At 60.9% G+C, this 22,953-nt stretch carries 26 protein-coding genes and 1 pseudogene; 11 read left to right on the top strand and 16 right to left on the bottom strand.

Annotated features, from left to right (window positions below; all coding sequences use genetic code 11):
- Positions 1-7 precede the first annotated feature (7 nt).
- From ACGSLL_RS16645 to ACGSLL_RS16635, 3 genes are all read left to right on the top strand, one after another.
- Complete coding sequence (locus ACGSLL_RS16645) at positions 8-493, top strand: GNAT family N-acetyltransferase (RefSeq protein WP_394507163.1); 486 nt, start codon at positions 8-10, stop codon at positions 491-493.
- Positions 494-636: 143 nt separating this feature from the next.
- Positions 637-2,049: an aspartate aminotransferase family protein gene (locus ACGSLL_RS16640; RefSeq protein ID WP_394507162.1), complete on the top strand. Its 1,413-nt coding sequence runs from the start codon at positions 637-639 to the stop codon at positions 2,047-2,049.
- An 83-nt stretch (positions 2,050-2,132) separates the two neighbouring features.
- Entirely contained in the window at positions 2,133-2,357 is a 225-nt protein-coding gene (locus tag ACGSLL_RS16635; protein WP_064120196.1) for an MbtH family protein, read from the top strand.
- A 182-nt stretch (positions 2,358-2,539) separates the two neighbouring features.
- On the opposite strand, the gene ACGSLL_RS16630 is transcribed toward ACGSLL_RS16635, so the two are convergent.
- Genes ACGSLL_RS16630 through ACGSLL_RS16595 form a run of 8 tightly spaced genes read right to left on the bottom strand, consistent with a single transcriptional unit; the run spans position 2,540 to position 8,803 of the window.
- Positions 2,540-3,445 carry a metal ABC transporter substrate-binding protein gene (locus tag ACGSLL_RS16630; RefSeq protein ID WP_394507161.1) on the bottom strand — a complete coding sequence of 302 codons (906 nt, stop codon included), beginning with the start codon at positions 3,443-3,445 and terminating at the stop codon, positions 2,540-2,542.
- Positions 3,446-4,345 (bottom strand): metal ABC transporter permease, encoded by a 900-nt coding sequence (locus ACGSLL_RS16625; protein ID WP_258448503.1) that lies wholly within the window; start codon positions 4,343-4,345, stop codon positions 3,446-3,448.
- The gene (locus ACGSLL_RS16620) at positions 4,345-5,193 is read right to left on the bottom strand and encodes a metal ABC transporter ATP-binding protein (RefSeq protein ID WP_394507160.1); all 849 of its coding nucleotides are present in this window, start codon (positions 5,191-5,193) and stop codon (positions 4,345-4,347) included. Before ACGSLL_RS16620 ends, ACGSLL_RS16625 begins: the two co-directional genes overlap by 1 nt.
- A complete protein-coding gene (locus tag ACGSLL_RS16615; protein ID WP_394507159.1) occupies positions 5,190-6,119 on the bottom strand; it encodes a metal ABC transporter substrate-binding protein in 930 nt (309 codons plus the stop codon). The genes ACGSLL_RS16620 and ACGSLL_RS16615 overlap by 4 nt, the downstream gene beginning before the upstream one ends.
- 35 nt (positions 6,120-6,154) lie before the next feature.
- Positions 6,155-6,730 (bottom strand): DUF6162 family protein, encoded by a 576-nt coding sequence (locus ACGSLL_RS16610; RefSeq protein WP_394507158.1) that lies wholly within the window; start codon positions 6,728-6,730, stop codon positions 6,155-6,157.
- Positions 6,727-7,068, bottom strand: a complete 342-nt coding sequence (locus ACGSLL_RS16605; protein WP_394507157.1) for a hypothetical protein — start codon at positions 7,066-7,068, stop codon at positions 6,727-6,729. The genes ACGSLL_RS16610 and ACGSLL_RS16605 overlap by 4 nt, the downstream gene beginning before the upstream one ends.
- Entirely contained in the window at positions 7,065-7,607 is a 543-nt protein-coding gene (locus tag ACGSLL_RS16600; protein ID WP_394507156.1) for a thiamine pyrophosphate-binding protein, read from the bottom strand. The genes ACGSLL_RS16605 and ACGSLL_RS16600 overlap by 4 nt, the downstream gene beginning before the upstream one ends.
- On the bottom strand, positions 7,604-8,803 hold the full coding sequence (locus ACGSLL_RS16595; RefSeq protein WP_394507155.1) for a PepSY-associated TM helix domain-containing protein: 1,200 nt from the start codon (positions 8,801-8,803) through the stop codon (positions 7,604-7,606). The genes ACGSLL_RS16600 and ACGSLL_RS16595 overlap by 4 nt, the downstream gene beginning before the upstream one ends.
- Before the next feature lie 321 nt (positions 8,804-9,124).
- Between ACGSLL_RS16595 and leuC the strand changes: the two genes are divergently transcribed.
- Positions 9,125-10,543, top strand: coding sequence for a 3-isopropylmalate dehydratase large subunit (gene leuC / locus ACGSLL_RS16590; protein ID WP_394507154.1), 1,419 nt, complete (start codon positions 9,125-9,127; stop codon positions 10,541-10,543).
- On the top strand, positions 10,540-11,154 hold the full coding sequence (gene leuD, locus ACGSLL_RS16585; RefSeq protein WP_394507153.1) for a 3-isopropylmalate dehydratase small subunit: 615 nt from the start codon (positions 10,540-10,542) through the stop codon (positions 11,152-11,154). Before leuC ends, leuD begins: the two co-directional genes overlap by 4 nt.
- 126 nt (positions 11,155-11,280) lie before the next feature.
- Here leuD and ACGSLL_RS16580 read toward each other — a convergent pair.
- From ACGSLL_RS16580 to soxR, 4 genes and pseudogenes are all read right to left on the bottom strand, one after another.
- Positions 11,281-12,232, bottom strand: a pseudogene (locus ACGSLL_RS16580) (LysR substrate-binding domain-containing protein).
- A gap of 24 nt (positions 12,233-12,256) precedes the next feature.
- Positions 12,257-13,132 carry an alpha/beta fold hydrolase gene (locus tag ACGSLL_RS16575; RefSeq protein ID WP_394507152.1) on the bottom strand — a complete coding sequence of 292 codons (876 nt, stop codon included), beginning with the start codon at positions 13,130-13,132 and terminating at the stop codon, positions 12,257-12,259.
- Between the two features lie 223 nt (positions 13,133-13,355).
- Positions 13,356-13,814 carry a VOC family protein gene (locus tag ACGSLL_RS16570; RefSeq protein ID WP_394507151.1) on the bottom strand — a complete coding sequence of 153 codons (459 nt, stop codon included), beginning with the start codon at positions 13,812-13,814 and terminating at the stop codon, positions 13,356-13,358.
- Positions 13,815-13,916: 102 nt separating this feature from the next.
- Positions 13,917-14,369, bottom strand: coding sequence for a redox-sensitive transcriptional activator SoxR (gene soxR, locus ACGSLL_RS16565; RefSeq protein WP_093099831.1), 453 nt, complete (start codon positions 14,367-14,369; stop codon positions 13,917-13,919).
- An 89-nt stretch (positions 14,370-14,458) separates the two neighbouring features.
- Between soxR and ACGSLL_RS16560 the strand changes: the two genes are divergently transcribed.
- From ACGSLL_RS16560 to ACGSLL_RS16540, 5 genes are all read left to right on the top strand, one after another.
- Complete coding sequence (locus tag ACGSLL_RS16560) at positions 14,459-14,824, top strand: antibiotic biosynthesis monooxygenase (RefSeq protein WP_394507150.1); 366 nt, start codon at positions 14,459-14,461, stop codon at positions 14,822-14,824.
- Between the two features lie 130 nt (positions 14,825-14,954).
- Positions 14,955-15,224: a hypothetical protein gene (locus tag ACGSLL_RS16555; protein WP_090284800.1), complete on the top strand. Its 270-nt coding sequence runs from the start codon at positions 14,955-14,957 to the stop codon at positions 15,222-15,224.
- A 101-nt stretch (positions 15,225-15,325) separates the two neighbouring features.
- Positions 15,326-15,940 carry a LysE family translocator gene (locus ACGSLL_RS16550; protein ID WP_208940372.1) on the top strand — a complete coding sequence of 205 codons (615 nt, stop codon included), beginning with the start codon at positions 15,326-15,328 and terminating at the stop codon, positions 15,938-15,940.
- 205 nt (positions 15,941-16,145) lie between these two features.
- On the top strand, positions 16,146-17,312 hold the full coding sequence (locus ACGSLL_RS16545) for an aminotransferase class V-fold PLP-dependent enzyme (protein ID WP_394507149.1): 1,167 nt from the start codon (positions 16,146-16,148) through the stop codon (positions 17,310-17,312).
- 56 nt (positions 17,313-17,368) lie between these two features.
- On the top strand, positions 17,369-19,177 hold the full coding sequence (locus tag ACGSLL_RS16540) for an aminopeptidase P family protein (RefSeq protein ID WP_394507148.1): 1,809 nt from the start codon (positions 17,369-17,371) through the stop codon (positions 19,175-19,177).
- Positions 19,178-19,226: 49 nt separating this feature from the next.
- Here the strand turns inward: ACGSLL_RS16540 and ACGSLL_RS16535 are convergent, their stop codons facing one another.
- Both ACGSLL_RS16535 and ACGSLL_RS16530 read right to left on the bottom strand, forming a co-directional pair.
- Positions 19,227-19,823: a 2-hydroxychromene-2-carboxylate isomerase gene (locus ACGSLL_RS16535; protein WP_394507147.1), complete on the bottom strand. Its 597-nt coding sequence runs from the start codon at positions 19,821-19,823 to the stop codon at positions 19,227-19,229.
- Positions 19,824-19,871: 48 nt separating this feature from the next.
- The gene (locus ACGSLL_RS16530) at positions 19,872-20,600 is read right to left on the bottom strand and encodes an SDR family oxidoreductase (RefSeq protein WP_336357181.1); all 729 of its coding nucleotides are present in this window, start codon (positions 20,598-20,600) and stop codon (positions 19,872-19,874) included.
- Between the two features lie 91 nt (positions 20,601-20,691).
- Here ACGSLL_RS16530 and ACGSLL_RS16525 point away from each other — a divergent pair, with 91 nt between their 5' ends.
- On the top strand, positions 20,692-21,255 hold the full coding sequence (locus ACGSLL_RS16525; protein WP_394507146.1) for a TetR/AcrR family transcriptional regulator: 564 nt from the start codon (positions 20,692-20,694) through the stop codon (positions 21,253-21,255).
- Position 21,256: 1 nt separating this feature from the next.
- Here ACGSLL_RS16525 and ACGSLL_RS16520 read toward each other — a convergent pair whose 3' ends face one another.
- Positions 21,257-21,538, bottom strand: coding sequence for a hypothetical protein (locus tag ACGSLL_RS16520; RefSeq protein ID WP_208940378.1), 282 nt, complete (start codon positions 21,536-21,538; stop codon positions 21,257-21,259).
- Positions 21,539-21,703: 165 nt separating this feature from the next.
- Positions 21,704-22,591 (bottom strand): threonine/homoserine exporter RhtA, encoded by an 888-nt coding sequence (rhtA, locus tag ACGSLL_RS16515; protein ID WP_394507145.1) that lies wholly within the window; start codon positions 22,589-22,591, stop codon positions 21,704-21,706.
- Positions 22,592-22,953: the final 362 nt, after the last annotated feature.

Below are 22,953 nucleotides of genomic sequence, written 5' to 3'. Positions count from 1 at the left end.
CTGCGCCATGGAAGTGCCCATCTGCATCAGCCCGGCCACACCGGCCGACGCCGGCATCATCAGCCGCATCATCGAACGTTCGATCCGCTTTGGTTGTGCGCTCGATCACCGCAATGCGCCGTCACTCGTCAGCCGCTGGATCGGCCTGCAGTCCGCCGACTTCATCAGTGCCCGGCTCGCCGACCCGCAGTTTTACCTGGGCATGGCGTTGCTCGATGACAAGCCAGTCGGCGTCGGCATGGCGGCCGATGGCGGTCAGATTCTGCTTTGTCATGTCCAGCCGGAGTCATTTCGCCGCGGCGTCGGGCGGGCGCTGATGGCAGATCTGGAAGGCTGGCTGCGGGTTCGCGGAGACCTTCACGCGCAACTCGACAGCACGCGCACCGGCCAAGGGTTTTATCATCATCTGGGTTATCGCAACGCCACTGCGCCCCGCGAATGCCATGGCTTGCAGGTACAACCCATGTACAAGCCGCTGGCGTCGCCGGTCTGATGACTCGATCAAGGGCTAAATCCTCGACGCGCTTAAGCGTTTCCAGAACAGGAAAACCTGCCAGTGCGCCCCGTGACCGGAATGCGCACCTGTCCGGTGTGCTGTTTTGGGTCGCTATGCATTGCCAATCAAGGGGTCGAGAAATGTCAGTCGCCACCAGCCTTATCGAAGAGTCGTCGGCGCGGGTTACCCCGGCGCCTGCCGAAACGTTGTACCAGTTCGACGAATCGCCACTGCTCGCGCGCCAGGCGCAACAGGAGTCCAATGCACGCAGCTATCCGCGGCGCATTCCGCTGGCACTCAAGCGTGCCAGGGGGCTGTATGTCGAAGACGTCGAGGGACGCCGCTTCATCGACTGTCTGGCCGGTGCCGGTACGCTGGCGCTGGGGCACAATCACCCGGTGGTGATCGAGGCGATCCAGCAGGTGCTGGCCGATGAACTGCCACTGCATACCCTTGACCTGACCACGCCGGTCAAGGATCAGTTCGTCCAGGACCTGTTCGGTCTGCTGCCGCCGGCACTCGCCGGTGAAGCGAAAATCCAGTTCTGCGGCCCGACCGGCACCGACGCGGTGGAAGCCGCGCTGAAACTGGTACGCACGGCCACGGGGCGCAGCACGGTGCTGTCGTTTTCCGGTGGTTATCACGGCATGAGTCAGGGCGCTTTGAGTCTGATGGGCAGCCTGGGCCCGAAAAAACCGCTGGGCGCCTTGCTCAGCACCGGCGTGCAGTTCATGCCGTTTCCGTATGACTACCGTTGCCCGTTCGGCCTCGGCGGCGCGGCGGGAGTCAAAGCCAACCTGAGTTATCTGGAAAACCTGCTCAACGACCCCGAAGCCGGCGTGCAATTGCCCGCTGCGGTCATCGTTGAAGCAGTGCAGGGCGAGGGCGGGGTGATTCCGGCGGATGTCGAATGGCTGCGCGGGCTGCGGCGGATCACCGAGCAGGCTGGGGTGGCGTTGATCGTCGACGAGATCCAGAGCGGTTTTGCCCGCACCGGCAAAATGTTTGCCTTCGAACACGCCGGCATCATTCCGGATGTGATGGTGCTGTCCAAAGCCATTGGCGGCAGCCTGCCGCTGGCGGTGGTGGTCTATCGCGACTGGCTCGACACCTGGCAGCCGGGCGCTCACGCCGGCACCTTTCGCGGCAATCAGATGGCCATGGCGGCCGGTTCTGCGGTGATGCGTTATCTGCTCGAACACAAGTTGTGCGAACACGCCGAAGCGATGGGCGCGCGGCTCAGCGAGCACCTGCACATCCTTCAACGCGACTTCCCGCAACTGGGCGATATCCGCGGCCGCGGCCTGATGCTTGGCGTCGAACTGGTCGACCCCAGTGGCGCGATGGATGCGCTTGGCCATCCGCCGGCATTTGCCCGTCTCGCGCCACTGGTGCAGCGCGAATGCCTCAAGCGTGGCCTGATCCTTGAGTTGGGCGGGCGGCATGGCGCGGTGGTGCGGTTCCTGCCGCCGTTGGTTATCACTGCCGCTGAAATCGACCGCGTCGCCGAGATCTTCGGCCGCGCTTTGGCTGCGGCGACGACGGCGCTGTAAATTTTTTGCCGCGCCGAACGTTCTTTCTACATACCCGGCTGCACCGCGCGTGCGGCCCACCCTTACAGCGATGGAGAAGCAGCATGACGTCAGTATTCGACCGCGAGGACATCCTCTTTCAAGTCGTGGTCAACCATGAAGAGCAATACTCGATCTGGCCAGATTACAAAGCCGTGCCAGAGGGCTGGCGCACCGTGGGCAAGAGCGGCCTGAAGAAGGAATGCCTGGCCTACATCGAGGAAGTCTGGACCGATATGCGCCCACTGAGCCTGCGCCAGAAAATGGATGCGCAAGCGGCTGCCCAGTAAATCCAGGGCAAAAGAAACCCGCTGAACCTTTAAGGGGCAGCGGGTTTTTTCATGGCTGGATTTTGTGCCATCAGGGCTGGCCTCATCGCTAGCAGGCTAGCTCCCACAGGGGATTATCGCTGAACACAACCCTTGTGGGAGCCAGCCTGCTGGCGATGAACGATAATCCGGTCCGACTGAAGTTACGCTCCGCTCAACCCTTTGATCAGCGCATCCACATTGCCTTCCAGTTCCGCCACCGGATCCACTGCATCAGTGCTCAATACCAGCAAGCGGCTGCCCGATTCGGTAATCGCCGCCGTCACCGCTTCCGATGGCTGACGATGATGCAGCACGACGGCGACGTCGTTGTCCTTGAGGATCGCGGTAAGCTTCTTCAGTTCCTCAGCCGTCCATTCGGCATCCGGCCGCGCATCCTGACCGAGCAGTTCCAGATTGAGGCTGCCGATCAGATAGCCGAAGTGATCGCTCAAACTCATCACGCTAAGGTTGTCGGCACGTGCCAGGCGCGCCTCGCTGTCGGCGCTGAGCTTGAGCAGACGTTGTTTCAGCGTCGCCAGATTCGTCTCGATTTTCGCTTTCGCGGCCGGTGCCAGACGCACCAGATCGGCGGCCATCACATCGGCCATGCGCCCCATGTTGTTGCTCGCCAGCCATGGCTGGCTGTTCAAACCATCGACTTTGAGATCTGGCTGCACGGCAATGCCGGGCAGGGCGCCGTCGACCGGGCGCGCTGCGTCGACTTCGACGATGCGGATATTGCTGCGCCGGGCGATCGGGTACAGCTGATCATCCGGCCACAGCGAGCGCACGCCGATCACCGCGTCGGCATCGCTGGCCAGTTTGCTCAGCGCCGGCGCGCCACGCCCGGTGAAGTAGGCGCTCTGCCGGCTACCGGGCAGGTTCGCCGGTGCCGCGCGTTCAAGACTGACATCCGTGCCCTTGAGCAGAACCTCACCCAGACCATAGGTAATCGGCAGCGAAGCCAGGACCCGCAGCGGCTTGGCGCTTTCGGCGGCCAATAACGGGGTGCTAACCATGCCGCACAGGGCCAGGGCCATGGTCATTTTTCGCAACGATAAGATCATTTATCCAAGATTCCCTTTCAGGCTGGGGACAACGCCGCGAGCAATGGCGGCGAGGGCGAAGGCGATGCCGGCGACCAGAATGATCGCGGCGCCGGACGGAATCGGCAGATCGAACACGATCGGCGCGAGAATCCCGCACAGCGTGCTGACCGTGGCGATCAGCACCGAACACCAGAAAAAGCCCTTGAGCGATTGGCTGAGCAAGCGGGCGGCAGCGGCCGGAATCACCAACAAGGCACCGACCAGAATTGCGCCGATGACCTTCACTGCCGCCACGGTGATCAGGGTCACCAGAATCACGAACAGATAGTCGAGAGTCTTCACTGCGACGCCGCGCACCGCCGCCAGTTGCGGGTTGAAACTGGCGAGCATGATGCGGTTGTACAACGGCAACGCCAGGGCCATGACCAGCGAGCCGACAATCGCCAACACGGCAATGTCGTTGCCGTTGACCGTCAGCACTGAACCGAACAGCACGTTCTCGAGAATGTGCACGTTGATCTTGCCGGCGAGAATCAGCAGCAGACTTGCCCCCAGCGCCAGCGATACCGAGAGGAACACACCGATCAACGTGTCCGGCGCTAGACCGGTGCGGTTGCGCAGATAGTTGAGCAGGATGCCGAACAGCAGGCAGTAGCCGAACAGGGCGCCATAGGGGCCGGTGTAAGGTTCGCCGAGCAGAATGCCGATGGCCACGCCGGTCAGCGCCGCGTGGCCGACGGCTTCGGAGAAAAATGCGAAGCGCTTGACCACCACCAGCGTGCCAAGGCCGCCGAGCACCGGACCGATCAGCAAGCCGGCGAGCAGCGCATTGACCACGAATCCGTAGGCCAGCGCTTCCGGTAGATAACCCGAAGAGGCCCAGCCTTGGACCATCAAACGAAAGGCTTCGTAACTCATCAGGCAGCACTCCGCGGATGGGTGGAAAACAGGCTGAGCAGCCGTTCCGGGGTCAGTGCCTGTTGCGGCGTGGCGTCGAACAACACGCGACGGTTGAGCCCGGTAACTCGATCAGCCAGCCGGCCGACCGCTTCCAGATCGTGCTCGATCCACAGCACCGTGATACCCGCCGCGCGCCAGTCGCCGAGCAGGCGTTCGAACACTTGAATCCCCGCCTCATCGAGGGCCGACATCGGTTCGTCCAGCACCAGCAATTGCGGCGCCGGAATCAGCCCCTGCGCGAGCAGCACGCGCTGGCGTTCGCCACCGGACAGTGCGCCCATGCGCCGCTTGCGCTTGTCCTGCATGCCGACGCGCTCCAGCGCCTCACCGATGGCGGCGGCGTAGCGCTTGCTCAAACCGAGAAAGGCCGGGCGGCGCTGACACATCGCCGCCATGAAATCGTCGACCGTTATCGGCAAACCACGATCGAACTCCAGCGCCTGCGGCACGTAACCGATGGTGCCGGGCGCGCCGGGCCACCGCAGACTGAGTTGGCCCTGATGGGGCATTTGCCCAAGCAAGGTCTTGATCAGCGAACTCTTGCCGCCGCCGTTCGGACCGACCAGCGCATGCACGCTGCCGGGCTGCACCTCAAAAGTGACCTTGTCGAGAATGGTCGTGCGGCCCAGCGTCAGTGAGACTTCCGCAAAATCCAGAGTCGGCCCGCTTACCCGTTGTGGGAGCGAGCCTGCTCGCGAATGCGGCGTGTCATTCACCACAGATGTCGGCTGGCCCGGCGCTTTAGCGAGCAGGCTCGCTCCCACAGGGGACTCAAGTGGATTGGAGATCGTTTCCCTGGAAGTCATGCGCCAGACTCCTGAATCGCCCGCACCACGGTGTTGAGGTTGCCGGTCATTTCCTTCTCGTATTTGTCGGCGGTGTATTCGCCGTAGGAAATGTGCGACAGCGGATACAGCTTCACCCCCGACTCACGCTGAATGGTGTCGACGTAAGTGGACGGGAAATCCATCTCCGAGAAGATCACTTTCACGTCCAGCTCGCGCAGTTGGTCGATGGTCTTTTTCAACTGACTCGGGCTCGGCTCGATGCCGTGGGCCGGTTCGACCACCGCGGTGACTTCCAGGCCGAATTCGCGCAGCAGATAGTCATAGGCCGCGTGAACCGTGGCGACGCGCAATTCGGCGTTGGGTGCCTGGGTCAGTTTCGCCAGGGCGTCGGCGCGCATCTTTCGCAGGCGTTTGCCATAGGCGCGGGCGTTCTGCGTGTAGGTCTTGGCGTTGTCCGGGTCGAGTTTGCCCAGTTCGCGAGCGATGTTGTTGACCTGGGCGATGGACGCGCTGATCGACAGGAACGTGTGTGGATTAACCACCTTGCCGGCACCGCGCGCGGCCACCCCGGTGGCCGCCAGCAGCGGTACGTTTTCGTTGGCTTCGATAGTCTTGATGTTCGGCGTTTCGCTGGCGGCGATCATGCGGTCGGCGAAGTCGTCATGGCCGACGCCGTTGAGCACGATCACATCCAGCCCGCTGATGCGCTTGATGTCCTCGGCGCGCGGCTCGTAGGCGTGCGGGTTGAAACCGGCAGGAATCAGCGGCACCACTTCGGCCTTGTCGCCGACGATATTCGCCACATAGCTGTAATACGGGTGCAGGGTGATGCCGATCCGCAGGCGCTTGGCCTGATCGGCGCTGACCAGCGGGCTGAGCAGGCAGGCGCAGAGGCCAAGCAGAAACGAACGCAGCAACGGACGGCGAGGTAATGAAATGGACATGAGCAAGCAGTCTTCTCTTGAAAATGGGCGAGGCATCAATGGCGATGTTCGCGGGTTACCCCGGCATCGTATTGCGCGACAATCTGTTTCCAGCCAGCGGCGGCGAGGGCCGCGTCGGACAATTCGGCCGGTGTTTGAAGATCCCCGCCACGGTTGAGCCAGATGTCTGGCGCCGCCTGGTCATCGCTACTCAGGCGCATCAGGAACGAACCGGCGACGCTGCTCGACTGGCTGTGACCGAAGTAGGCGGTGTCGCCGAGCAGTTGCCAGGCATGCCCGCCACGGCTGATCGAACTGGCATCGCGGGCAAACGGCGCAAACCCTTCGTCGGCCAGATGTTGCGGCGTCGGCAGCGCTTGCTGTTCTTCACGCAGCAGACGGATTTCATCGAGGGTCACGCGCAGGTCGGCATAGATGCCTTGTTCGGATGCGGTGAGGTCGCGGCGGGCGTCGAGCTGATTGCTGGCCACCGGCTCCGGCTCATGGGACACCCCACGCCAGGCCACCACGGAAGCGGCGACCGCCAGAATCAACAGGCACAGCAGCAAGACATTCAGGGTTTCATGGCCGGCGCCGGCCGGTCGCACGACTTGCGTGGTTGGCGTACTCATGGGGCCTGGATATCCGCTTGGTCGATTTCGACCACATGGCCGGGGCCGGCGTCGAACAGTACGTAGAATTCGGCGCCGGGCTTTTTGAACGTCAGAGTCGAATCGGCACCGAGCTTGCCCGGCACCAGGATCGTTTCGTCGTAGCCGATCACATCGAGGGTCACCCCCGGAGCGCCGCTGCCGTCGGAGAAGCCGCCGGTGCATTTGATCTGTTCGGCGTCGATGGCTTTGCATTCGCACATCGGGTTATGCGCCAGTGCGCCAGTGCTGAAAGCAGCGCTCAGTACCAGCAACGCCGCGTTGAAATGCAGGCGCGAAGCACATTGAAAGCGAGTCATGGTCGGGCTCCTTGTTTGTTCAGCCAGTCGAGGGTGGCGGGCGAGGCCTGGCTCAGGGGGATAGAGGCCTGGTGCATGCTGCCGTCCCAGCCTTCCATGGTGATCCACAGTTCGGCATCGGCCTTGGTTTTTTCTGGCACCGGCAATTGCGCGCCCATGCGATAGGGGGTGCCGAAAAACAGCGCGCCGGCTGCGCGCAGGCTGCGCGGTTTGCCGATCCGCAGGTAGGTGGCCTTGACCTGGTTGATGCAGGTATCACAGAGCGCAGCGTTGAAACCTTTCATGTAGCCGGCCGGGCCTTCGAGGCGTGGCGCTTCGTTGCGTAACTCGGCCAGGCGCAGGCTCCACGGGCCGACGGCGATCTCGCCGACTTCGCGCTCCCCCAGACCGATATCGCCGCGAAACAGCGCGGCATCGGCGAAGTATTTGGGCATGAAGCCCAGCGGAATCAGCAACAGCAGAACGTTGATGTGGAAGCGCCATTTATGCCAGAACCGGCTCAGGCGCGAGGGATGCGGTGCCGCAATGGACTTGCTCACGGGTTGACCTCCGCAGGTTCACGATTGATGGCCGGTTGCGCCGTCACGCGGGTTTTCTTCGATTCACGCTTGAGCGCATTGGCGGTGGCCAGCGCAGTGCGTTTGGTCCAGATCAACAGGCCGCTGAGCACCATCATGCTCAGCACCAGACCGAAGAAGAACCAGATCAGCTTGATCCATAACCCACCGAAGTCGCCGGTGTGCAGGGGGCGCATGGATTCGGTGACGAACTCCAGCGCAGTGCGATCGGACAACAGCCGCGAAGCGGCCAGATCACCGTTGAACGGGTTGAGCGTGGCGGACTGGAACATCAGCGGATACCAGCCACGGCCACCGAGGTTCATATGGCTGTAGGCATTGCCCGGCAGGCTGACGAAGCTGACTTCCAGGCCGGGGATTTTCTGCTGTGCGACTTCAATCGCGCGGTCGAGGCTGATGCGCGGCGGTGGTGTGCCGTCGGCGGAGATCGGCACCGCTTCACGGGCCATCGCCGGAATGACCGGCTCGCTGGAAATGGAAATGTGATTGTCGAACAGCAGCGCTTCGATCAGGAACCAGATGCCGGTGATCGAGATTACTGCGATGAACCAGATCGACCAGATGCCGCTGAGGCGGTGGAAATCGCCCCAGAAGATCCGTGCACCGTGGCGAAAACGCAGAGTCGGGCTGAAGAAGCCTTTCCAGAAGCGTTTATAGACCACCAGCCCGGTGATCAACGAAGCCAGCAACGGCAAACCGAGGAACGACACCAGATACCAGCCCCAGCTGAATCCGTTGGTAAACGGCACCAGCCACCAGCCATGCAGCGCACGGGTGAAGGCCTTGAAGTTGAAGTCCGGCGCGCCGCCCTGAATGACCCCGGTATAGGGATTGACGTAAACGGTCTGCGAACGCCCGTCGGGGTAGCTGACGTTAACGTCGAGGGCAAAATGCGACTCATCGGGCCGGCTGATGCGCTGCACTACGGTTTGCGGTTCGGCTTGCTTGATCGCGGCCAGAATCTGGTCGTAGCTGAGTCGTGGCGCATCGTCTGCCGGCTGGCTGGCGCGCATCTGCGGGTTGGCCAGCCAGACGATTTCCTGGCTGACCACCGCCAGCGTGCCGGTGACACAAACGATCAGCACAAAAAACCAGATGGGCAAAGCGAGCCAGCTATGCACCAGGAACCACAGTTTGGAACGGGATTTCTTCGACATGGTTGTGCGTCTTGTTTTCCGGTGAAAGGGGCATGACTACGGGCTTCGCAGCGCTGTTTCCCTGGAAGGTCCGGCCGTGGCTTTTGCCTACGCGGCCGGCCCGCATCTATATAAGACGGACGAGCGCGGCAAATCCCGATAAACGATATGAAAGAAAATGTTTCGCGTTTCGCCTCATGCACAAGAAGTCCCCTGTGGGAAAATTTTGGTGTGTCGGGATCGAACACGCTTCATGAACGACGCCATCACCCTCTGCCAATTGATGGCCCGCGCATGCTCCCTATGATGGGTATCACCGGATTCCTCAGTGAGCGCCCCGTGATGACCGCCAGAACCCTCTATGTCAAACACATCGATTCGCACACGGTGTGCCGTCTCGACGATCAGGGCCATGTCCTGCTCTATATCGATCGCCAGGTGATCAACGAATACACCAGCCCGCAGGCCTTCAGTGGTTTGCGCGCTGCCGGGCGCAAGGTGTGGCGGCCGGGCACGGCGCTGGCAGTGGTCGATCACGTCAACCCGACCGCACCGCTGCGCATTGCCGCCATGCCCGACGCGGGGGGCGCCCGGCAAGTGTCGTATCTGGCAGAAAACTGCCGGGACTTCGGCATCGAATTACTCGACATCCTCGACAAGCGCCAGGGCATCGAACATGTGATCGCCCCGGAGCAGGGCTTTATTCTGCCGGGCATGGTGATTGCCGCTGGCGACAGCCACACCACGACCTACGGCGCCCTCGGTGCGTTCGGTTTCGGCATTGGCACCTCTGAGATCGAGCACCTGCTGGCGTCACAGACGCTGATCTACAAGTGTCTGAAAACCTTGCGCGTAACCATCGACGGCGCGCTGCCGCCGGGCCTGACCTCCAAAGACGTGATCATGGCGCTCATCGGCCGGATCGGCGCTTCCGGGGCCAGCGGTTACGCGATCGAGTTCTGCGGCTCGACCATCGACGCCTTGAGCGTTGAGGCGCGCATGACCATCTGTAACATGGCGGTCGAGGCCGGCGCACGCGGAGCGTTCATGGCGCCGGATGACAAGGTGTTCGCCTACCTCAAGGGCAAACCAAGGGCGCCGGTTGGCGCGTTGTGGGAGCAGGGCTTGGAAAAGTGGCGCGAACTGCGCAGTGATCCGGGCGCGGTGTTTGACCGCGAGATCCACCTCGATGCCAGCGTCCTCGAGCCGATGGTCACCTGGGGCACCAGTCCCGATCAGGCCGCCGCCATCGGCGCGCGCGTACCGGACCCGCAAGCGATCAGCGATCCGATCCTGCGTCAGGACATGCGCCGCGCCCTGAGCTACATGGGGCTCGAAGCGGGCATGGCGCTCAGCGAGATCGCCATCAGCCACGCCTTTATTGGCTCGTGCACCAATGCGCGTATCGAAGACTTGCGTGACGCCGCCCGAATCGTCGACGGCCGGCAAGTGGCCGGGCACGTGCGGGCGATGATCGTGCCCGGTTCCAGCGAAGTCCGCGCCCAGGCGGAGGCGGAAGGGCTGGCGCGGATCTTTATCGACGCCGGTTTCGAATGGCGCCAGTCCGGTTGCTCGATGTGTCTGGCGATGAACGACGATGTGCTCGCGCCCGGCGACCGCTGTGCCTCCAGCACCAACCGCAATTTTGAAGGCCGTCAGGGCACCGGCGCGCGCACCCATCTGATGAGCCCGGCGATGGTCGCCGCCGCGGCGATCAGTGGCCGACTCACCGATGTCCGCGATTTTGGAGAACGCCCATGAGCCTGCAACCCTTCAAGCAAGTCAGTGGCCAGGCCGCGCCGTTGCTGGCGGCCAATATCGACACCGACGTGATCATGCCCAAGCAGTTCCTCAAAGGCATTGATCGCTTGGGCCTGGATCGCGGGTTGTTTTTCGATCTGCGCTTTCTGCGCGATGGCCGTCCCGACCCCGATTTTGTGCTCAACCAACCGGCGTGGCAGGGCGCCAATTTTCTGGTTGTCGGGCCTAATTTTGGCTGCGGCTCCAGCCGTGAACATGCGGTGTGGGGGTTGCAGCAAATGGGCATCCGCGCGCTGATCGGCAGCAGTTTCGCCGGAATCTTCTATGACAATTGTCAGCGCAATGGCGTGTTGTTGATCACTCTGGAAGAGGCCCAGGTGCAGCGGATAGGGCGGCTCGTCGGGCAGCCGGAAACGGCGCGGATCAGCATTGACCTTGAGGCGCAGCAGATCAGCCTGGCCGATGGCTCGGTTGTGGATTTCGAGATCGACACCTTGCGCAAAAGCGCATTGTTGCTGGGGCTCGATGCGATCGGCAGCACCTTGCAGCGGCGCGAGCAGATCGAGGCGTTCGAGCGCGAGCATCTGGCTAACAACCCGTGGCTTTCCTGACCCACCAATAATCCCCGTGTAGGAGTGAGCCTGCTCGCGATAGCGGTTGATCATTCAGAGTTGCTGTATCTGACACACCGCTATCGCGAGCAGGCTCACTCCTACACGGGGTTGTGTTGTTTCGGCCTACAGCGACAGGCCTTTGAAATGCTCCTGCAAGAACTCCACGCACGCGCGCAATTTCCCCGAATGCGCCAGGCGCGTCGGGTACACCGCCCAGACGTTGGCGCTCTGGCTGTAAGCATCGAGCACCTGCACCAGGCGGCCTTGCTCCAGCAGCGGTTTCACGTCCCATAAGGAACGCAGCAAGATTCCACGCCCATCCAGCGCCCATTGCAGGACGATCTCGCCGTTGTTCGAGCGACAATGGGCCGCTGACCCGCACGTCTTCCGCGCCGTTGTCTCCCTCCAGATTCCAAATGCCGAAGGCGTTGTCGCGCTCCTTGATCACCAGGCAATCATGCGCTTGCAGGTCTTCGAGGGTCTGCGGTGTTCCGCGGCGTTGCAGGTACGCGGGGGCGGCGCACAGCACGCGGCGATTACTGACCAGACTGCGGCCGATGTGCTGGCCGGGAAGGTCATCGCCCACGCGAATTTCCAGATCGAAGCCTTCGTCGATGATATTCACCACCCGGTCAAACAGGTCGAGACGAATCTCCAACTGTGGATAGCGTTCCGCCAAGAGCGACACCGCTGGCGCCACGTGATTGCGGCCGAAGCCGAAGCTGCTGCAGATGTGCAGACGCCCACGCGGACTGGCGTGGGCGTCGGACAATTCGTCGTGCAATTGCTGAAAGTCATCGAGAATGCGCAGCGCCCAACGTTGCACGCGCTCGCCGTCCTCGGTCAGGGACACGCGACGGCTGGTGCGGTGCAGCAGGCGCGTGCCGAGAGTGCTTTCGAGAATCTGGATGCGTTTGCTGACATAGGCCGGTGACAGCCCCAACTCATCCGCCGCGGCCGCGAAGCCGTTCTTGCGAATCACCGTGAGCAACACACGCAGGTCTTCGGGCAGGGGCAAGGCGTCTTTATTCCGGGACATGGCAAAACGGATACTGGCGGCACAAGCCGCCAGCATAGCACCGCGTTGTGCAGGCGCGGCTCAGCGCAGAAACGCCAGCGCTTCGGCCAGCAGCAATTCGGGGACTTCTTCGGCGATGTAATGGCCGGCGGGCAAGGCTTTACCGCTGACATCGGCGGCTACCTGTTGCCACTCCTTGAGCGGATCGAAACAGCGCCCGACCGTGCCTTCGGCGCCCCACAGCACGCGCAACGACAGATTCAACCGATGCCCGGCGGCGATATCGGCGCGATCATGCTCCAGATCGATGCTCGCGCTGGCGCGGTAATCCTCGCAGAGGCCGCGGGCACTGCCCGGTTGTTGCAGGCAACGCAGGTATTCGCCAAACGCCTCATCGGTGAACGGCTTGAACCCGGCACTGCGACTGCCCATGACACTGCGCAGATAGCCTTCGGGATCGGCTTCGATCAGAGTTTCCGGCAGTGGCGCCGGGCGGATCAGGAAGAACCAGTGCCAATACGCGCGGGCGAAGGCTTCGTTGGTTTGCGCGTACATTGACAGGGTCGGCGCGATGTCCAGCAGCATCATGCGTTGCACGGCTTCGGCGTGGTCGAGCGCCAGACGATGCGCGACCCGGGCGCCGCGATCGTGAGCGAGGATCGAGAACTGCGCAAAACCCAGCGACTGCATCAACTCGACATTGTCGCGAGCCATTTGCCGTTTCGAATAATTGCTGTGCGCGTCATCCGCCGGCGGACGGCTACTGTCGCCATAACCGCGCAGGTCGGCGGCGACCACGGTGAAATGCTCGGCCAGCGGTTCGGCGATCTTGTGCCAGATCACATGGGTCTGCGGGTGGCCATGCAGCAGCAATAATCCCGGGCCGCTGCCACCGATGCGGTAAGCAATGTCGACGCCGTTGACGTGACGCTGGTCTTTGCAAAATCCGGCAAACATCGGGCTGGTCCTTCTTTCAGGGTTCTTGTTGGATGCATCCTGAAATCGTCCGGAGTGTGTGGCAAGGGCTAAAGCGTGGTGAGCAGGTTCATGAACTGTGTTCAGGGAGTTTTGAATTCCCTTTGCCGGCGCTATCGCGAGCAGGCTCACTCCTACAGTTGAAATGCATTCCAAGTGTAGGAGTGAGCCTGCTCGCGAAGGGGCCAGCCAGACACCCAATAATTTAACTCTGCTGGAACATCTCCATCGCCCGCTGCCTGATCTGTTCTTCAGTCAAATCCTCCTTGCGCGTAGCCAGAAACCACAGATGCCCATAGGGATCCTTCAACGTCCCGCTGCGATCGCCGTAGAACTGATCCTTGACCTCTGACACCGTCGTCGCCCCGGCATCCAGCGCCTGTTGAAACGATTGATCAACATCGGTCACATACAGATGCAAACCGACCGAAACCGCTTGATCCGGATTGCTCAACGGACCCTGATCACACGGCGAGCCGAGCATGATCGCGCTGTCGCCGATGCGCAGCTCGGCGTGCCCGATGGAGCCGTCGGGCATGGCCAGGCGCATGACCTCGGTGGCGTTGAAGGCTTTTCTATAGAAATCGATGGCCTCGGCGGCTTTGTGAATGCCCAGGTACGGGGTAATGCTGTGATACCCCTCGGGAATGGGTTTGACGCTCATGACGTTCTCCCTGATTTTGTTCTACGAAATTGCTCTCACCGGATGGGTGGAGAAATCACTATAGAACGCTCGGCGCGGTGCAGAGTTTGGCCCGACGAGCCGTCAATCGTTGGGGAAATGTGGCCCGGGCCCCTGTTCACCAAGCACATCGCCGTGATTGCGCAGCGGGCAGGCCTCCATCGATAAACACCCGCAACCGATGCAGCCGTCGAGGCGGTCGCGCAGTAACAGCAACTGTTCGATACGCTCATCCAACTCCTTGCGCCAGCGCTCGGAGAGAATCTTCCAGTCGGCTGCGGTCGGCGCGCGATCGTCAGGGAGCATTTGCAGCGCGTCGCCAATCTGCGCCAATGGAATGCCCAGGCGCTGCGCCACTTTGATCAGCGCCACCCGGCGCAGCACCTCACGCCCATAGCGGCGCTGATTGCCCGCGTTGCGCTGGCTCTTGATCAAGCCTTTGGTTTCGTAAAAATGCAGCGCGGTGACCGCGACACCGCTGCGCGCCGCCACTTCCCCGACGGTCAACGGTTTACGCACCTGTTCTTTACTGATCATCGAAACAGCTCTTGACCTTGACTTAACTGGAGGTTTTACCCTGCTGGCCTTCGAGTCGCAAGATTCGCCTGACGATAAGTGGGGACACCATGCAAGCATCCGCGCAAAACCGCAGCTTCACGCAGTTGATCGAATTCGAAATCGAACCGGTGCAGCAGCCAGCCCTGGTGGCGGAGCTGGCGCTACAAACCGAACGCCTGGCCCAGCGTTATGCCGGCTTCGTCAGCGCCAGCGTGCAAGCCAGCGATGATGGCCGGCGCGTGCTGGGGTTTCTGCAATGGCAGACCCGTGAGGCGGGGGAAGCGGCGTTTCGCAGTTTCGAGACTGGTGAGCAGGATTTCTGGCAGCTGATTCGCCGTCATCGGGCGAAAACCATCAGCTTCAATTCATTCCAGGTGCTCAGCAGCATCGCCCGCAGCCACGATGACGCGCTGCATTGCCGGTTGCTCGGTTAGGCCGATTTGGCGATTCATTACTGTTCGTGGCGAATTACTGATAGCCACTATTGAGAGCGTTGATTTCTGCGCGAGCCTGCCGCGGCGTAGCCTTTCTACATCGACCAACACTGCTCGCCAGGACGCTCCCATGAATCGTTTACTGACTGTTTCGCTGCTGCTCGCTGTTTCCGTACTCGCCGGATGTGCCGGCCACGTCGCGCCGGAATTGCGCCCTTACACCGCCGAAGAATCCCGCGAACTGGCGCTGGAAGCGCTGAACCGCAGCGGCCTGTCCTTCGACGAATACCACGCGAAAAAAGCCGCACTGTTGGGGCAGCCGCAGAAATCCTACGGTTTCGATCAGCAAGGCGAGATGAGCGCCGAGCGTGCCGTACAGCTGCACGGTCGCCCAAGCTGAATAGCAACTGTACTGCTGCAAGTTTTCCGTAACTGTCCGTGGGCCGGGCGGGCGCAGTGGGATAGGGTCTACCTATGAATGACCCTGACGGACTGCCCGCTATGACCCTCTCGCTTGATCTGCTGCTGGGCTTTGCCCTGTTTGCCCTTGTCACCTCGATAACGCCGGGGCCGAACAACACCATGTTGTTGGCATCGGGGGTGAATTTCGGCTTCAACCGCACCATTCCACACATGCTCGGCATCACCTGCGGCTTCTTCGTGCTGGTCGTTGCGGTGGGTTTTGGCCTGGGCGCGGTGTTTCAGAACTATCCGATTCTTTACACGATCCTGCGTTATGTCGGCGCGGCGTATCTGTTGTATCTGGCGTGGAAAATCGCCCACTCGGGGCCGGTCGGCGACAGTGTCGAAGGCGAGGCCAGGCCGATCAGCTATCTTGGCGCTGCGGCGTTTCAATGGGTCAACCCGAAAGCGTGGATCATGGCCATTGGCGCGATCAGCACCTATACGCCGATGCAGGGCTATTTCACCAACGTCGTGGTGATTGCTGCGGTGTTCGCCATCATCAACCTGCCCAGCGTCGGCGTCTGGGCCGCCTGCGGAACGTTGCTGCGCAATGTGCTGAAGGAGCCGCGCTGGTTGCGCGTGTTCAACTGGGGCATGGCCGCGCTGCTGGTGATTTCCCTGTACCCGTTACTTCTCGAAAGCTTTAGCTGACGCATTGCTTCAACCGCAGGCCGGATGCCTGTTAAGCTCGGCTTCAGGAGCGTTCCTACGCACTTTTAAATGAAGTTGTCCTTCTTTAACGGCATCCGATCAGGTATTGATGACGCTCTCGAACCGACGCGCAGCTCACAAGGCTGCGCTGTGCCGTTTGCAGACACGAGCCTCCTGATCCCGGAACACGCTCTGCGAGTCTTTTATGAACACACGTCCGTTGTATTTCGATTACGCCGCCACCACCCCGGTGGACGAGCGGGTCATCCAGGTGATGATCGAGTGTCTGGGGTTTCACGGCAATTTCGGTAACCCGGCCTCCAGCTCCCATGCCTTCGGCCAGCAGGCCCGGCACACGGTCGAGCAGGCGCGCCGGCAAGTCGCCGGACTGGTCGGCGCCGATGCCGAGCAAATCGTCTGGACCTCCGGCGCCACCGAATCCAACAACCTTGCCCTCAAGGGCGTGGCGCAGGCGCGCGGTGTGCCCGGCGGCCACATCATCACCAGCCAGATCGAACACAAAGCCATCCTCGATACCGCCCGCCAGTTGCAGGACAGCGGCGTCGCCGTGACGTATCTGGTGCCCGACGCCAATGGTTTGATCACCGCGCAAGCGGTCAGTGAAGCGCTGCGCGACGACACTTTTCTGGTGTCGCTGATGCTGGTCAACAACGAGTTGGGCACCGCCAATGATGTTCAAGCGATTGGCGAAGTCGTGCGGGCTCGCGGCGCTTTGTTTCATGTGGATGCCGCGCAGGGTGCCGGCAAAATCGCCATCGATCTGGGGCAGTGGCCGGTTGATCTGATGTCCTTTTCCGCGCACAAACTCTACGGCCCCAAAGGCATCGGCGCGTTGTACGTCGGCCCGCGGGCGCAGCAGCGTTTGCAGGCGCAGATTCACGGTGGCGGTCATGAAGGCGGTCTGCGCTCCGGGACACTGGCGACGCACCAGATTGCCGGCATGGGTGCCGCGTTTGCCTTGGCCGCCGAAGCCTTTGACGAGGAGAAAACAACCATCGTCGCGCTGCGCCAACGTCTGCTCGATCAGTTGCTGAGCCTGCCTGGCGTGCGCCTGAATGGTTGTGCTACGCAGCGCATTCCGCACACCTTGAGCCTGACCTTCAGCGAAGGTGAGTTCAACAGCGCGGCGTTGAGCCACTCGATTGCCTTCTCCGCGACATCGGCCTGCAATTCGGCAAGCAATGCGCCATCCCACGTACTGCTGGCGTTGGGGCATGACGCGCGTCTGGCCGGCCGCACCATCCGCTTGAGCCTTGGCCGTTTCACCACGGCCGGGGATGTCGACAAGGCCGTTGAACTGATCAAGAGCGCTTGCGCCAGTGCCCCGGCATTCTGGGCGACAGGGCTTTAAACGAGCCGGATAAACGGCTACGAACAATAACGATGAAGTGATTAGCAGGAGACATGATGAGTACCCAGACCTCGACCGAAGGATTGGTGCCCCAGCGCCTGGCGCAGACCCGCGAACTGATGCGCCGCGAAGGCATCCATGCGTTGCTGGTGCCGTCCGCCGACCCGCATTTGTCGGAATACCTGCCGGGCTACTGGCAGGGTCGGCAATGGTTGTCGGGTTTCCATGGTTCGGTCGGCACGCTCATCGTCACCGCCGATTTCGCCGGGGTCTGGGCCGACAGCCGTTACTGGGAACAGGCGACCAAGGAACTCAAGGGCAGCGGCATCGAACTGGTCAAGATGCAACCGGGGCAACCGAGCCCGCTGGACTGGTTGGCCGAGCAAACCCCGGAAGGTGGTGTGGTCGCGGTTGATGGCGCGGTAATGGCCGTGGCATCGGCGCGTACCTTGAGCGGCAAGCTCGAAGCGCGGGGTGCGCGTTTGCGCACGGACATCGACCTGCTGCAGGAAGTCTGGAGCGACCGCCCGAGCCTGCCGAATGCCCCGATCTATCAGCATCTGCCACCGCAGGCGACGATCAGCCGTGGCGAAAAACTCGCCCGACTGCGCGAAACCCTGCAGGAGCGCGGGGCGGACTGGCATTTCATCGCCACCCTCGACGACATTGCCTGGCTGTTCAACCTGCGTGGCGGCGACGTGTCGTTCAACCCGGTGTTTGTTTCGTTTGCGTTGATCAGTCAACAGCAAGCGACGCTGTTTGTCGCGCTGAGCAAAGTCGACGCGGATTTGCGCGCAGTGCTGGAGGAGGAGGGCGTGACGCTGCGCGACTACAGCGAAGTGGCGGCCGCGCTGCGTGACATTCCGACGGGCGCAAGCCTGCTGGTCGATCCGGCGCGAGTGACCACCGGCCTGCTGGACAACCTCGACAGCGAGGTAAAACTGGTCGAAGGCTTGAACCCGACCACGCTCGCCAAATCACAGAAAAGTGAAGCGGATGCGCAGCACATTCGACGGGCAATGGAGCAGGACGGTGCGGCGCTGTGCGAGTTTTTCGCCTGGCTGGAATCGGCCTGGGGACGCGAACGCATTACCGAATTGACCATCGACGAGAAGCTCACCGCAGCTCGCGAGCGGCGTCCTGATTACGTCTCGCTGAGTTTCAACACCATCGCCGCGTTCAATGCCAACGGCGCCATGCCCCACTATCACGCCACCGAAGAGGAGCATGCGGTCATTGAAGGCGATGGCTTGCTGCTGATCGACTCCGGCGGCCAATACCTGGGCGGCACCACCGATATCACGCGGATGGTGCCCGTCGGTACGCCGACCGAAGAACAGAAACGCGATTGCACGCGGGTGTTGAAGGGGGTGATTGCCCTGTCGCGGGCACGCTTCCCGAAAGGTATTCTCTCGCCGCTGCTGGACGCCATCGCGCGTGCGCCGATCTGGGCGGATAACGTCGATTACGGTCATGGTACCGGCCATGGCGTTGGTTATTTCCTCAATGTCCATGAAGGTCCGCAAGTGATTGCCTACCAGGCCGCACCTGCGCCACAAACGGCCATGCAGCCGGGGATGATCACTTCCATCGAGCCGGGCACCTATCGCCCGGGTCGTTGGGGTGTGCGCATCGAAAACCTGGCGATGAACCGCGAGGCGGGCAGCAGCGAGTTCGGTGAATTCCTCGAGTTCGAAACCCTGACGCTGTGCCCGATCGACACGCGTTGCTTGTTGCCTGCTCTGCTGACGGAAGAGGAAAAGCAATGGTTCAACGCTTATCACGCCGAGGTGCGTGAACGTTTAAGCCCATTGCTGGAAGGCGCTGCATTGGAATGGCTGAACACGCGGACCGCGGCCATTTAAGCGATTGACGCTCGGGCGCTGTTGCCAGCGCTCGGGTTTTTGCTTTGCTTTAGAGCTGGCGCAACGCCGCTTCGACAAAATCCAATCGATCCTGTCCGAAGAACAACTGGTTGCCGACAAACATGCTCGGTGCGCCGAAAACACCGCGTTTAACGGCGGTTTCGGTATTGTCCTTGAGGGCTGCTTTGACTGTTTCGTCGTTTACCAACGCCATCACTGTCTGCGGGTCGAAACCGTGTTCACTCAATACGGCCGCTACGGTTTCTGGCTCATTCAAGCTGCGTCCTTCAACCCAAAGCGCTTTGAACAGGCAGTCGATAAAAGCCTGGAAGCGTTCGGGATGACGAAGCTGAACGCCCGTCACCGCGCGCATCAGCATCAGCGTATTGATCGGAAAGTGCGGATTGAATTTCAGCGGCACTGCGTAGCGTTTTGCATAGCGGTCCAGATCCTGAAACATGTAACGACCCTTCGCCGGAATCATCGCCGGTGAGGCATTGCCGGTCGCCTTGAACACGCCGCCAAGCAGCATCGGAATGTAGCGTAATTCACTGTCGGTTTCGGCGCAGATCTTCGGCAACTGGGTGTAGGCCAGATAGGTGGCCGGGCTGCCGAGGTCGAAATAGAACTCCACGGTTTTGCTCATTATCGCGTCTCTCTGCTTATTGTTATGACGAGTGGTTATGGCGAAGGTTTACCAGCGTTCATTCCACGGGCGCAGATCCAGTTCGAAGGTCCATGCGTCCCTTGGCTGACTGTGCAGAAACCAATAGTTGTCGGCAATGTGTTCGGGGTTGAGTATGCCGTCCTGGTCCTTGGTGGCGTACTTCTCGGGAAAACTGGTGCGAATGAAGTCAGTGTCGATAGCCCCATCGACCACAATGTGGGCGACATGGATGTTCATCGGTCCCAACTCCCGCGCCATGCTTTGCGCCAGCGCGCGAATACCGTGTTTGGCCCCGGCGAACGCAGCGAACCCCGCAGCGCCACGCAGCCCGGCGGTTGCCCCGGTGAACAGAATCGTGCCGCGCTGACGAGTAACCATGCGTTTGGCCACTTCGCGGGCATTGAGGAAGCCCGAGAAGCAGGCCATTTCCCAGATCTTGAAATATTTGCGCGCGGTTTCTTCAAGAATGCTGCAGGGCACGTTGGCGCCAATATTGAAGACAAAGGCTTCGATCGGACCGAGGCGGGTTTCGATGTCTTCAATCAGTGCGATGACATCCTCTTCCTTGCGCGCATCGCAGGCGAAACCGTGGGCTTCACCGCCTTCAGCGTTGATTGCGTCTACCAGCGGTTGCAACTTGTCGGCGCTACGCCGGGTAACGCAAGCGACGAATCCCTCCCGGGCAAAACGCTTGGCTATCGCTCCGCCCGTTGAGTCTCCAGCGCCAACCACCAATACGACCTTCTTGTTATTCATGGGTGAATCCCTTTATTAAACGATCGTTAAGTGAACGAACGTTATGCTAGGATTCGGGCAACGTCAAGGTCGTCGATTCGAGGGTAATCCCATGCGCTATTCCGCCAGTCACAAGCTGGAAACCCGAGAGAAGTTATTGCAGAGCAGTGCGCTGTCGGCAAAACGCTCCGGGTTTTCCACGGTCGGCGTCGATGCGCTGATGAAGGCGATCGGCTTGAGTGGGGCGGCGTTTTACAGCCACTTCTCATCAAAAGATGAATTGTTTACTGAGATTGTCGAACGCGAGTTGAGCCATAGCCTTGAACGCTTGGGCGGGGAGGGTAAGCAGGATCGCGAACGTTTGCAGCGCTGCCTCAAACACTATCTGAGCATGTCTCACGTCGAGCAGCCTGAAGTTGGCTGCGCGTTGCCGGCGCTGGGCGCGGAAATTGCCCGCTCGGATGTACAAGTGCGCGAGCAAGCACAATTGTGGATTTGTCGGTTGCATGAGCGCTGGGCTCAGATATTGGAAAGCGACAGCCTGGCGTGGTCAATTCTGGCGCAATGTGTCGGCGCGCTGGTGGTGGCGCGCATGCTGGTCACGCCGGACATTCAGCAAGCGGTGCTGAAGTCCAGTCATGACGAGATTGGCCGTCAGATGGCCGAACCACGCTGAGCTATTTGCAAATGACGATCATGCTGCGGCTGGTGTAGCCGGCAGGGTTGAGACCAAACGGATAGTCGCCGGGCTCTTCGACGGCGTCACCGGATTTGGCAATCACCTTGTAGCCCTTCGGCAAGCAGGCATTGGCGGCGCTGGTGTAGCACTTGTCCCAAGAGGACGAGAGCCCCGAACAGTTGATATGCAGACCTTTTTTTCCGCGTTTGACTTGAGTTTCCGAAGTCGCCGCACAACCCGCAATTGCCAGGATGGCGATCAATAGCAAAATTCGTTTCATTACCGTCCTTATAGCGGCCACGAGTCTGTCGCTCGGGTCTGCCTGTGTTCGCTACGCGTTGAGCGTTGTCCGTCCCTGTATAAAAAATCCATGTCCGACATTGGGTTACCGGGCTAAACATGGCCTAAATGCGCCGCAATTGCCAGACCTTCGTCACTTGCACATTCAATCGGCCGCGATTGCCGGTTTCGCGGCGCTGCCCATGGTCATGGTGGCGCCGACGGAAGCCAGAATAATGCACAGAATGGCCATCCATTGTGACAGCGTGAGGAATTCCTGCAGAAACAACAGGCCGGACAGCGCGCCGAAGGCCGGCTCGATGCTCATCAACGTGCCAAACGTACGCGCCGGCATGCGCGTGAGTGCAACCATTTCCAGGGTGTAGGGCAGGGCGGTGGACAGGATTGCGACACCGATAGCGATCGGGATCAACGAGGGGGTCAGTAGAGCTGCGCCTGCATGAACGATGCCGATCGGCGCTACGAACAGCGCGGCGATCATCACCCCTAGCGCGGCGGTGGTTACGCCGTTATCGGCTCCGGCTTTTTGTCCGAACAGAATGTACAGCGCCCAGCAGATGCCTGCGCCCAGTGCGTAGCCAGCGCCCACCAGGTCGATCCCGGCGCTGGTGGCTCCGGTAGGGATCAACAAGAACAAACCAACCGCGGCGAGGGCGATCCACAGAAAATCGATTGCCCGGCGAGATGCATAGATAGCTACTGCAAGTGGGCCGGTGAATTCAAGGGCAACGGCAATGCCCAGCGGGACCGTGCGCAACGACATATAGAAGAGGAAGTTCATGCCGCCCAATGCCATGCCGTAGACGATTACGGTACGTAGCGATTTGCCCGTCAGCTTTGCCCGCCACGGTCGCAGTATCAACAACATGATCACGCTGGCAAAGACAAGGCGCAGCGTGGTGGTGCCTTGGGCGCCAACCACGGGGAACATGCTTTTCGCCAGAGAGGCGCCAGACTGGATCGAAGCCATGGCTATTAACAGCAGGCCAACCGGAAACAGCATGGAGGCAAGCGATCTTGGTTGGTCATTCATTGCGCGGCATCGTCCAAAAGGTGAGAGCGGAGAGGCTGGTTTTTAGTATTGAGCAATATACTGCGCATTGGTGGTGGCTACGTCTATATGCAGGATGCGTTTTTGCCATTTTCGATAGAAAAGTATAATTAACGGTTGACGGCGAATTTCAGATGCCTATAATTCGCCCCACTTCCGGCGCAGTCGAAACGGAAAACTCCTTGAGATTCAACGAGTTATGTAGGTTTCGGCAGCGGGCGGCTTCAGTTCATCGAAGCCCGAAAGGAAGTTGAAAAAGAGGTGTTGACAGCAGCGTGTAACGCTGTAGAATTCGCCTCCCGCTGACGAGAGATCGGAAGCGCAAGTGGTTGAAGTTGTTGAAG

The organism is Pseudomonas retamae (genome assembly GCF_043496865.1).
GTDB classification, from domain to species: domain Bacteria; phylum Pseudomonadota; class Gammaproteobacteria; order Pseudomonadales; family Pseudomonadaceae; genus Aquipseudomonas; species Aquipseudomonas retamae.
This window is presented reverse-complemented; position numbering and strand designations above follow the sequence as displayed.

Excerpts from the sequence above, each read along its gene's own strand:
- ACGSLL_RS16645 (WP_394507163.1), top strand. The coding sequence starts at position 8 with ATGGAAGTGCCCATCTGCATCAGCCCGGCCACACCGGCCGACGCCGGC.
- ACGSLL_RS16640 (WP_394507162.1), top strand. The coding sequence starts at position 637 with ATGTCAGTCGCCACCAGCCTTATCGAAGAGTCGTCGGCGCGGGTTACC.
- ACGSLL_RS16635 (WP_064120196.1), top strand. The coding sequence starts at position 2,133 with ATGACGTCAGTATTCGACCGCGAGGACATCCTCTTTCAAGTCGTGGTC.
- ACGSLL_RS16630 (WP_394507161.1), bottom strand. The coding sequence starts at position 3,445 with ATGATCTTATCGTTGCGAAAAATGACCATGGCCCTGGCCCTGTGCGGC.
- ACGSLL_RS16625 (WP_258448503.1), bottom strand. The coding sequence starts at position 4,345 with ATGAGTTACGAAGCCTTTCGTTTGATGGTCCAAGGCTGGGCCTCTTCG.
- ACGSLL_RS16620 (WP_394507160.1), bottom strand. The coding sequence starts at position 5,193 with ATGACTTCCAGGGAAACGATCTCCAATCCACTTGAGTCCCCTGTGGGA.
- ACGSLL_RS16615 (WP_394507159.1), bottom strand. The coding sequence starts at position 6,119 with ATGTCCATTTCATTACCTCGCCGTCCGTTGCTGCGTTCGTTTCTGCTT.
- ACGSLL_RS16610 (WP_394507158.1), bottom strand. The coding sequence starts at position 6,730 with ATGAGTACGCCAACCACGCAAGTCGTGCGACCGGCCGGCGCCGGCCAT.
- ACGSLL_RS16605 (WP_394507157.1), bottom strand. The coding sequence starts at position 7,068 with ATGACTCGCTTTCAATGTGCTTCGCGCCTGCATTTCAACGCGGCGTTG.
- ACGSLL_RS16595 (WP_394507155.1), bottom strand. The coding sequence starts at position 8,803 with ATGTCGAAGAAATCCCGTTCCAAACTGTGGTTCCTGGTGCATAGCTGG.
- leuC (WP_394507154.1), top strand. The coding sequence starts at position 9,125 with ATGACCGCCAGAACCCTCTATGTCAAACACATCGATTCGCACACGGTG.
- leuD (WP_394507153.1), top strand. The coding sequence starts at position 10,540 with ATGAGCCTGCAACCCTTCAAGCAAGTCAGTGGCCAGGCCGCGCCGTTG.
- ACGSLL_RS16575 (WP_394507152.1), bottom strand. The coding sequence starts at position 13,132 with ATGTTTGCCGGATTTTGCAAAGACCAGCGTCACGTCAACGGCGTCGAC.
- ACGSLL_RS16570 (WP_394507151.1), bottom strand. The coding sequence starts at position 13,814 with ATGAGCGTCAAACCCATTCCCGAGGGGTATCACAGCATTACCCCGTAC.
- soxR (WP_093099831.1), bottom strand. The coding sequence starts at position 14,369 with ATGATCAGTAAAGAACAGGTGCGTAAACCGTTGACCGTCGGGGAAGTG.
- ACGSLL_RS16560 (WP_394507150.1), top strand. The coding sequence starts at position 14,459 with ATGCAAGCATCCGCGCAAAACCGCAGCTTCACGCAGTTGATCGAATTC.
- ACGSLL_RS16555 (WP_090284800.1), top strand. The coding sequence starts at position 14,955 with ATGAATCGTTTACTGACTGTTTCGCTGCTGCTCGCTGTTTCCGTACTC.
- ACGSLL_RS16550 (WP_208940372.1), top strand. The coding sequence starts at position 15,326 with ATGACCCTCTCGCTTGATCTGCTGCTGGGCTTTGCCCTGTTTGCCCTT.
- ACGSLL_RS16545 (WP_394507149.1), top strand. The coding sequence starts at position 16,146 with ATGAACACACGTCCGTTGTATTTCGATTACGCCGCCACCACCCCGGTG.
- ACGSLL_RS16540 (WP_394507148.1), top strand. The coding sequence starts at position 17,369 with ATGAGTACCCAGACCTCGACCGAAGGATTGGTGCCCCAGCGCCTGGCG.
- ACGSLL_RS16535 (WP_394507147.1), bottom strand. The coding sequence starts at position 19,823 with ATGAGCAAAACCGTGGAGTTCTATTTCGACCTCGGCAGCCCGGCCACC.
- ACGSLL_RS16530 (WP_336357181.1), bottom strand. The coding sequence starts at position 20,600 with ATGAATAACAAGAAGGTCGTATTGGTGGTTGGCGCTGGAGACTCAACG.
- ACGSLL_RS16525 (WP_394507146.1), top strand. The coding sequence starts at position 20,692 with ATGCGCTATTCCGCCAGTCACAAGCTGGAAACCCGAGAGAAGTTATTG.
- ACGSLL_RS16520 (WP_208940378.1), bottom strand. The coding sequence starts at position 21,538 with ATGAAACGAATTTTGCTATTGATCGCCATCCTGGCAATTGCGGGTTGT.
- rhtA (WP_394507145.1), bottom strand. The coding sequence starts at position 22,591 with ATGAATGACCAACCAAGATCGCTTGCCTCCATGCTGTTTCCGGTTGGC.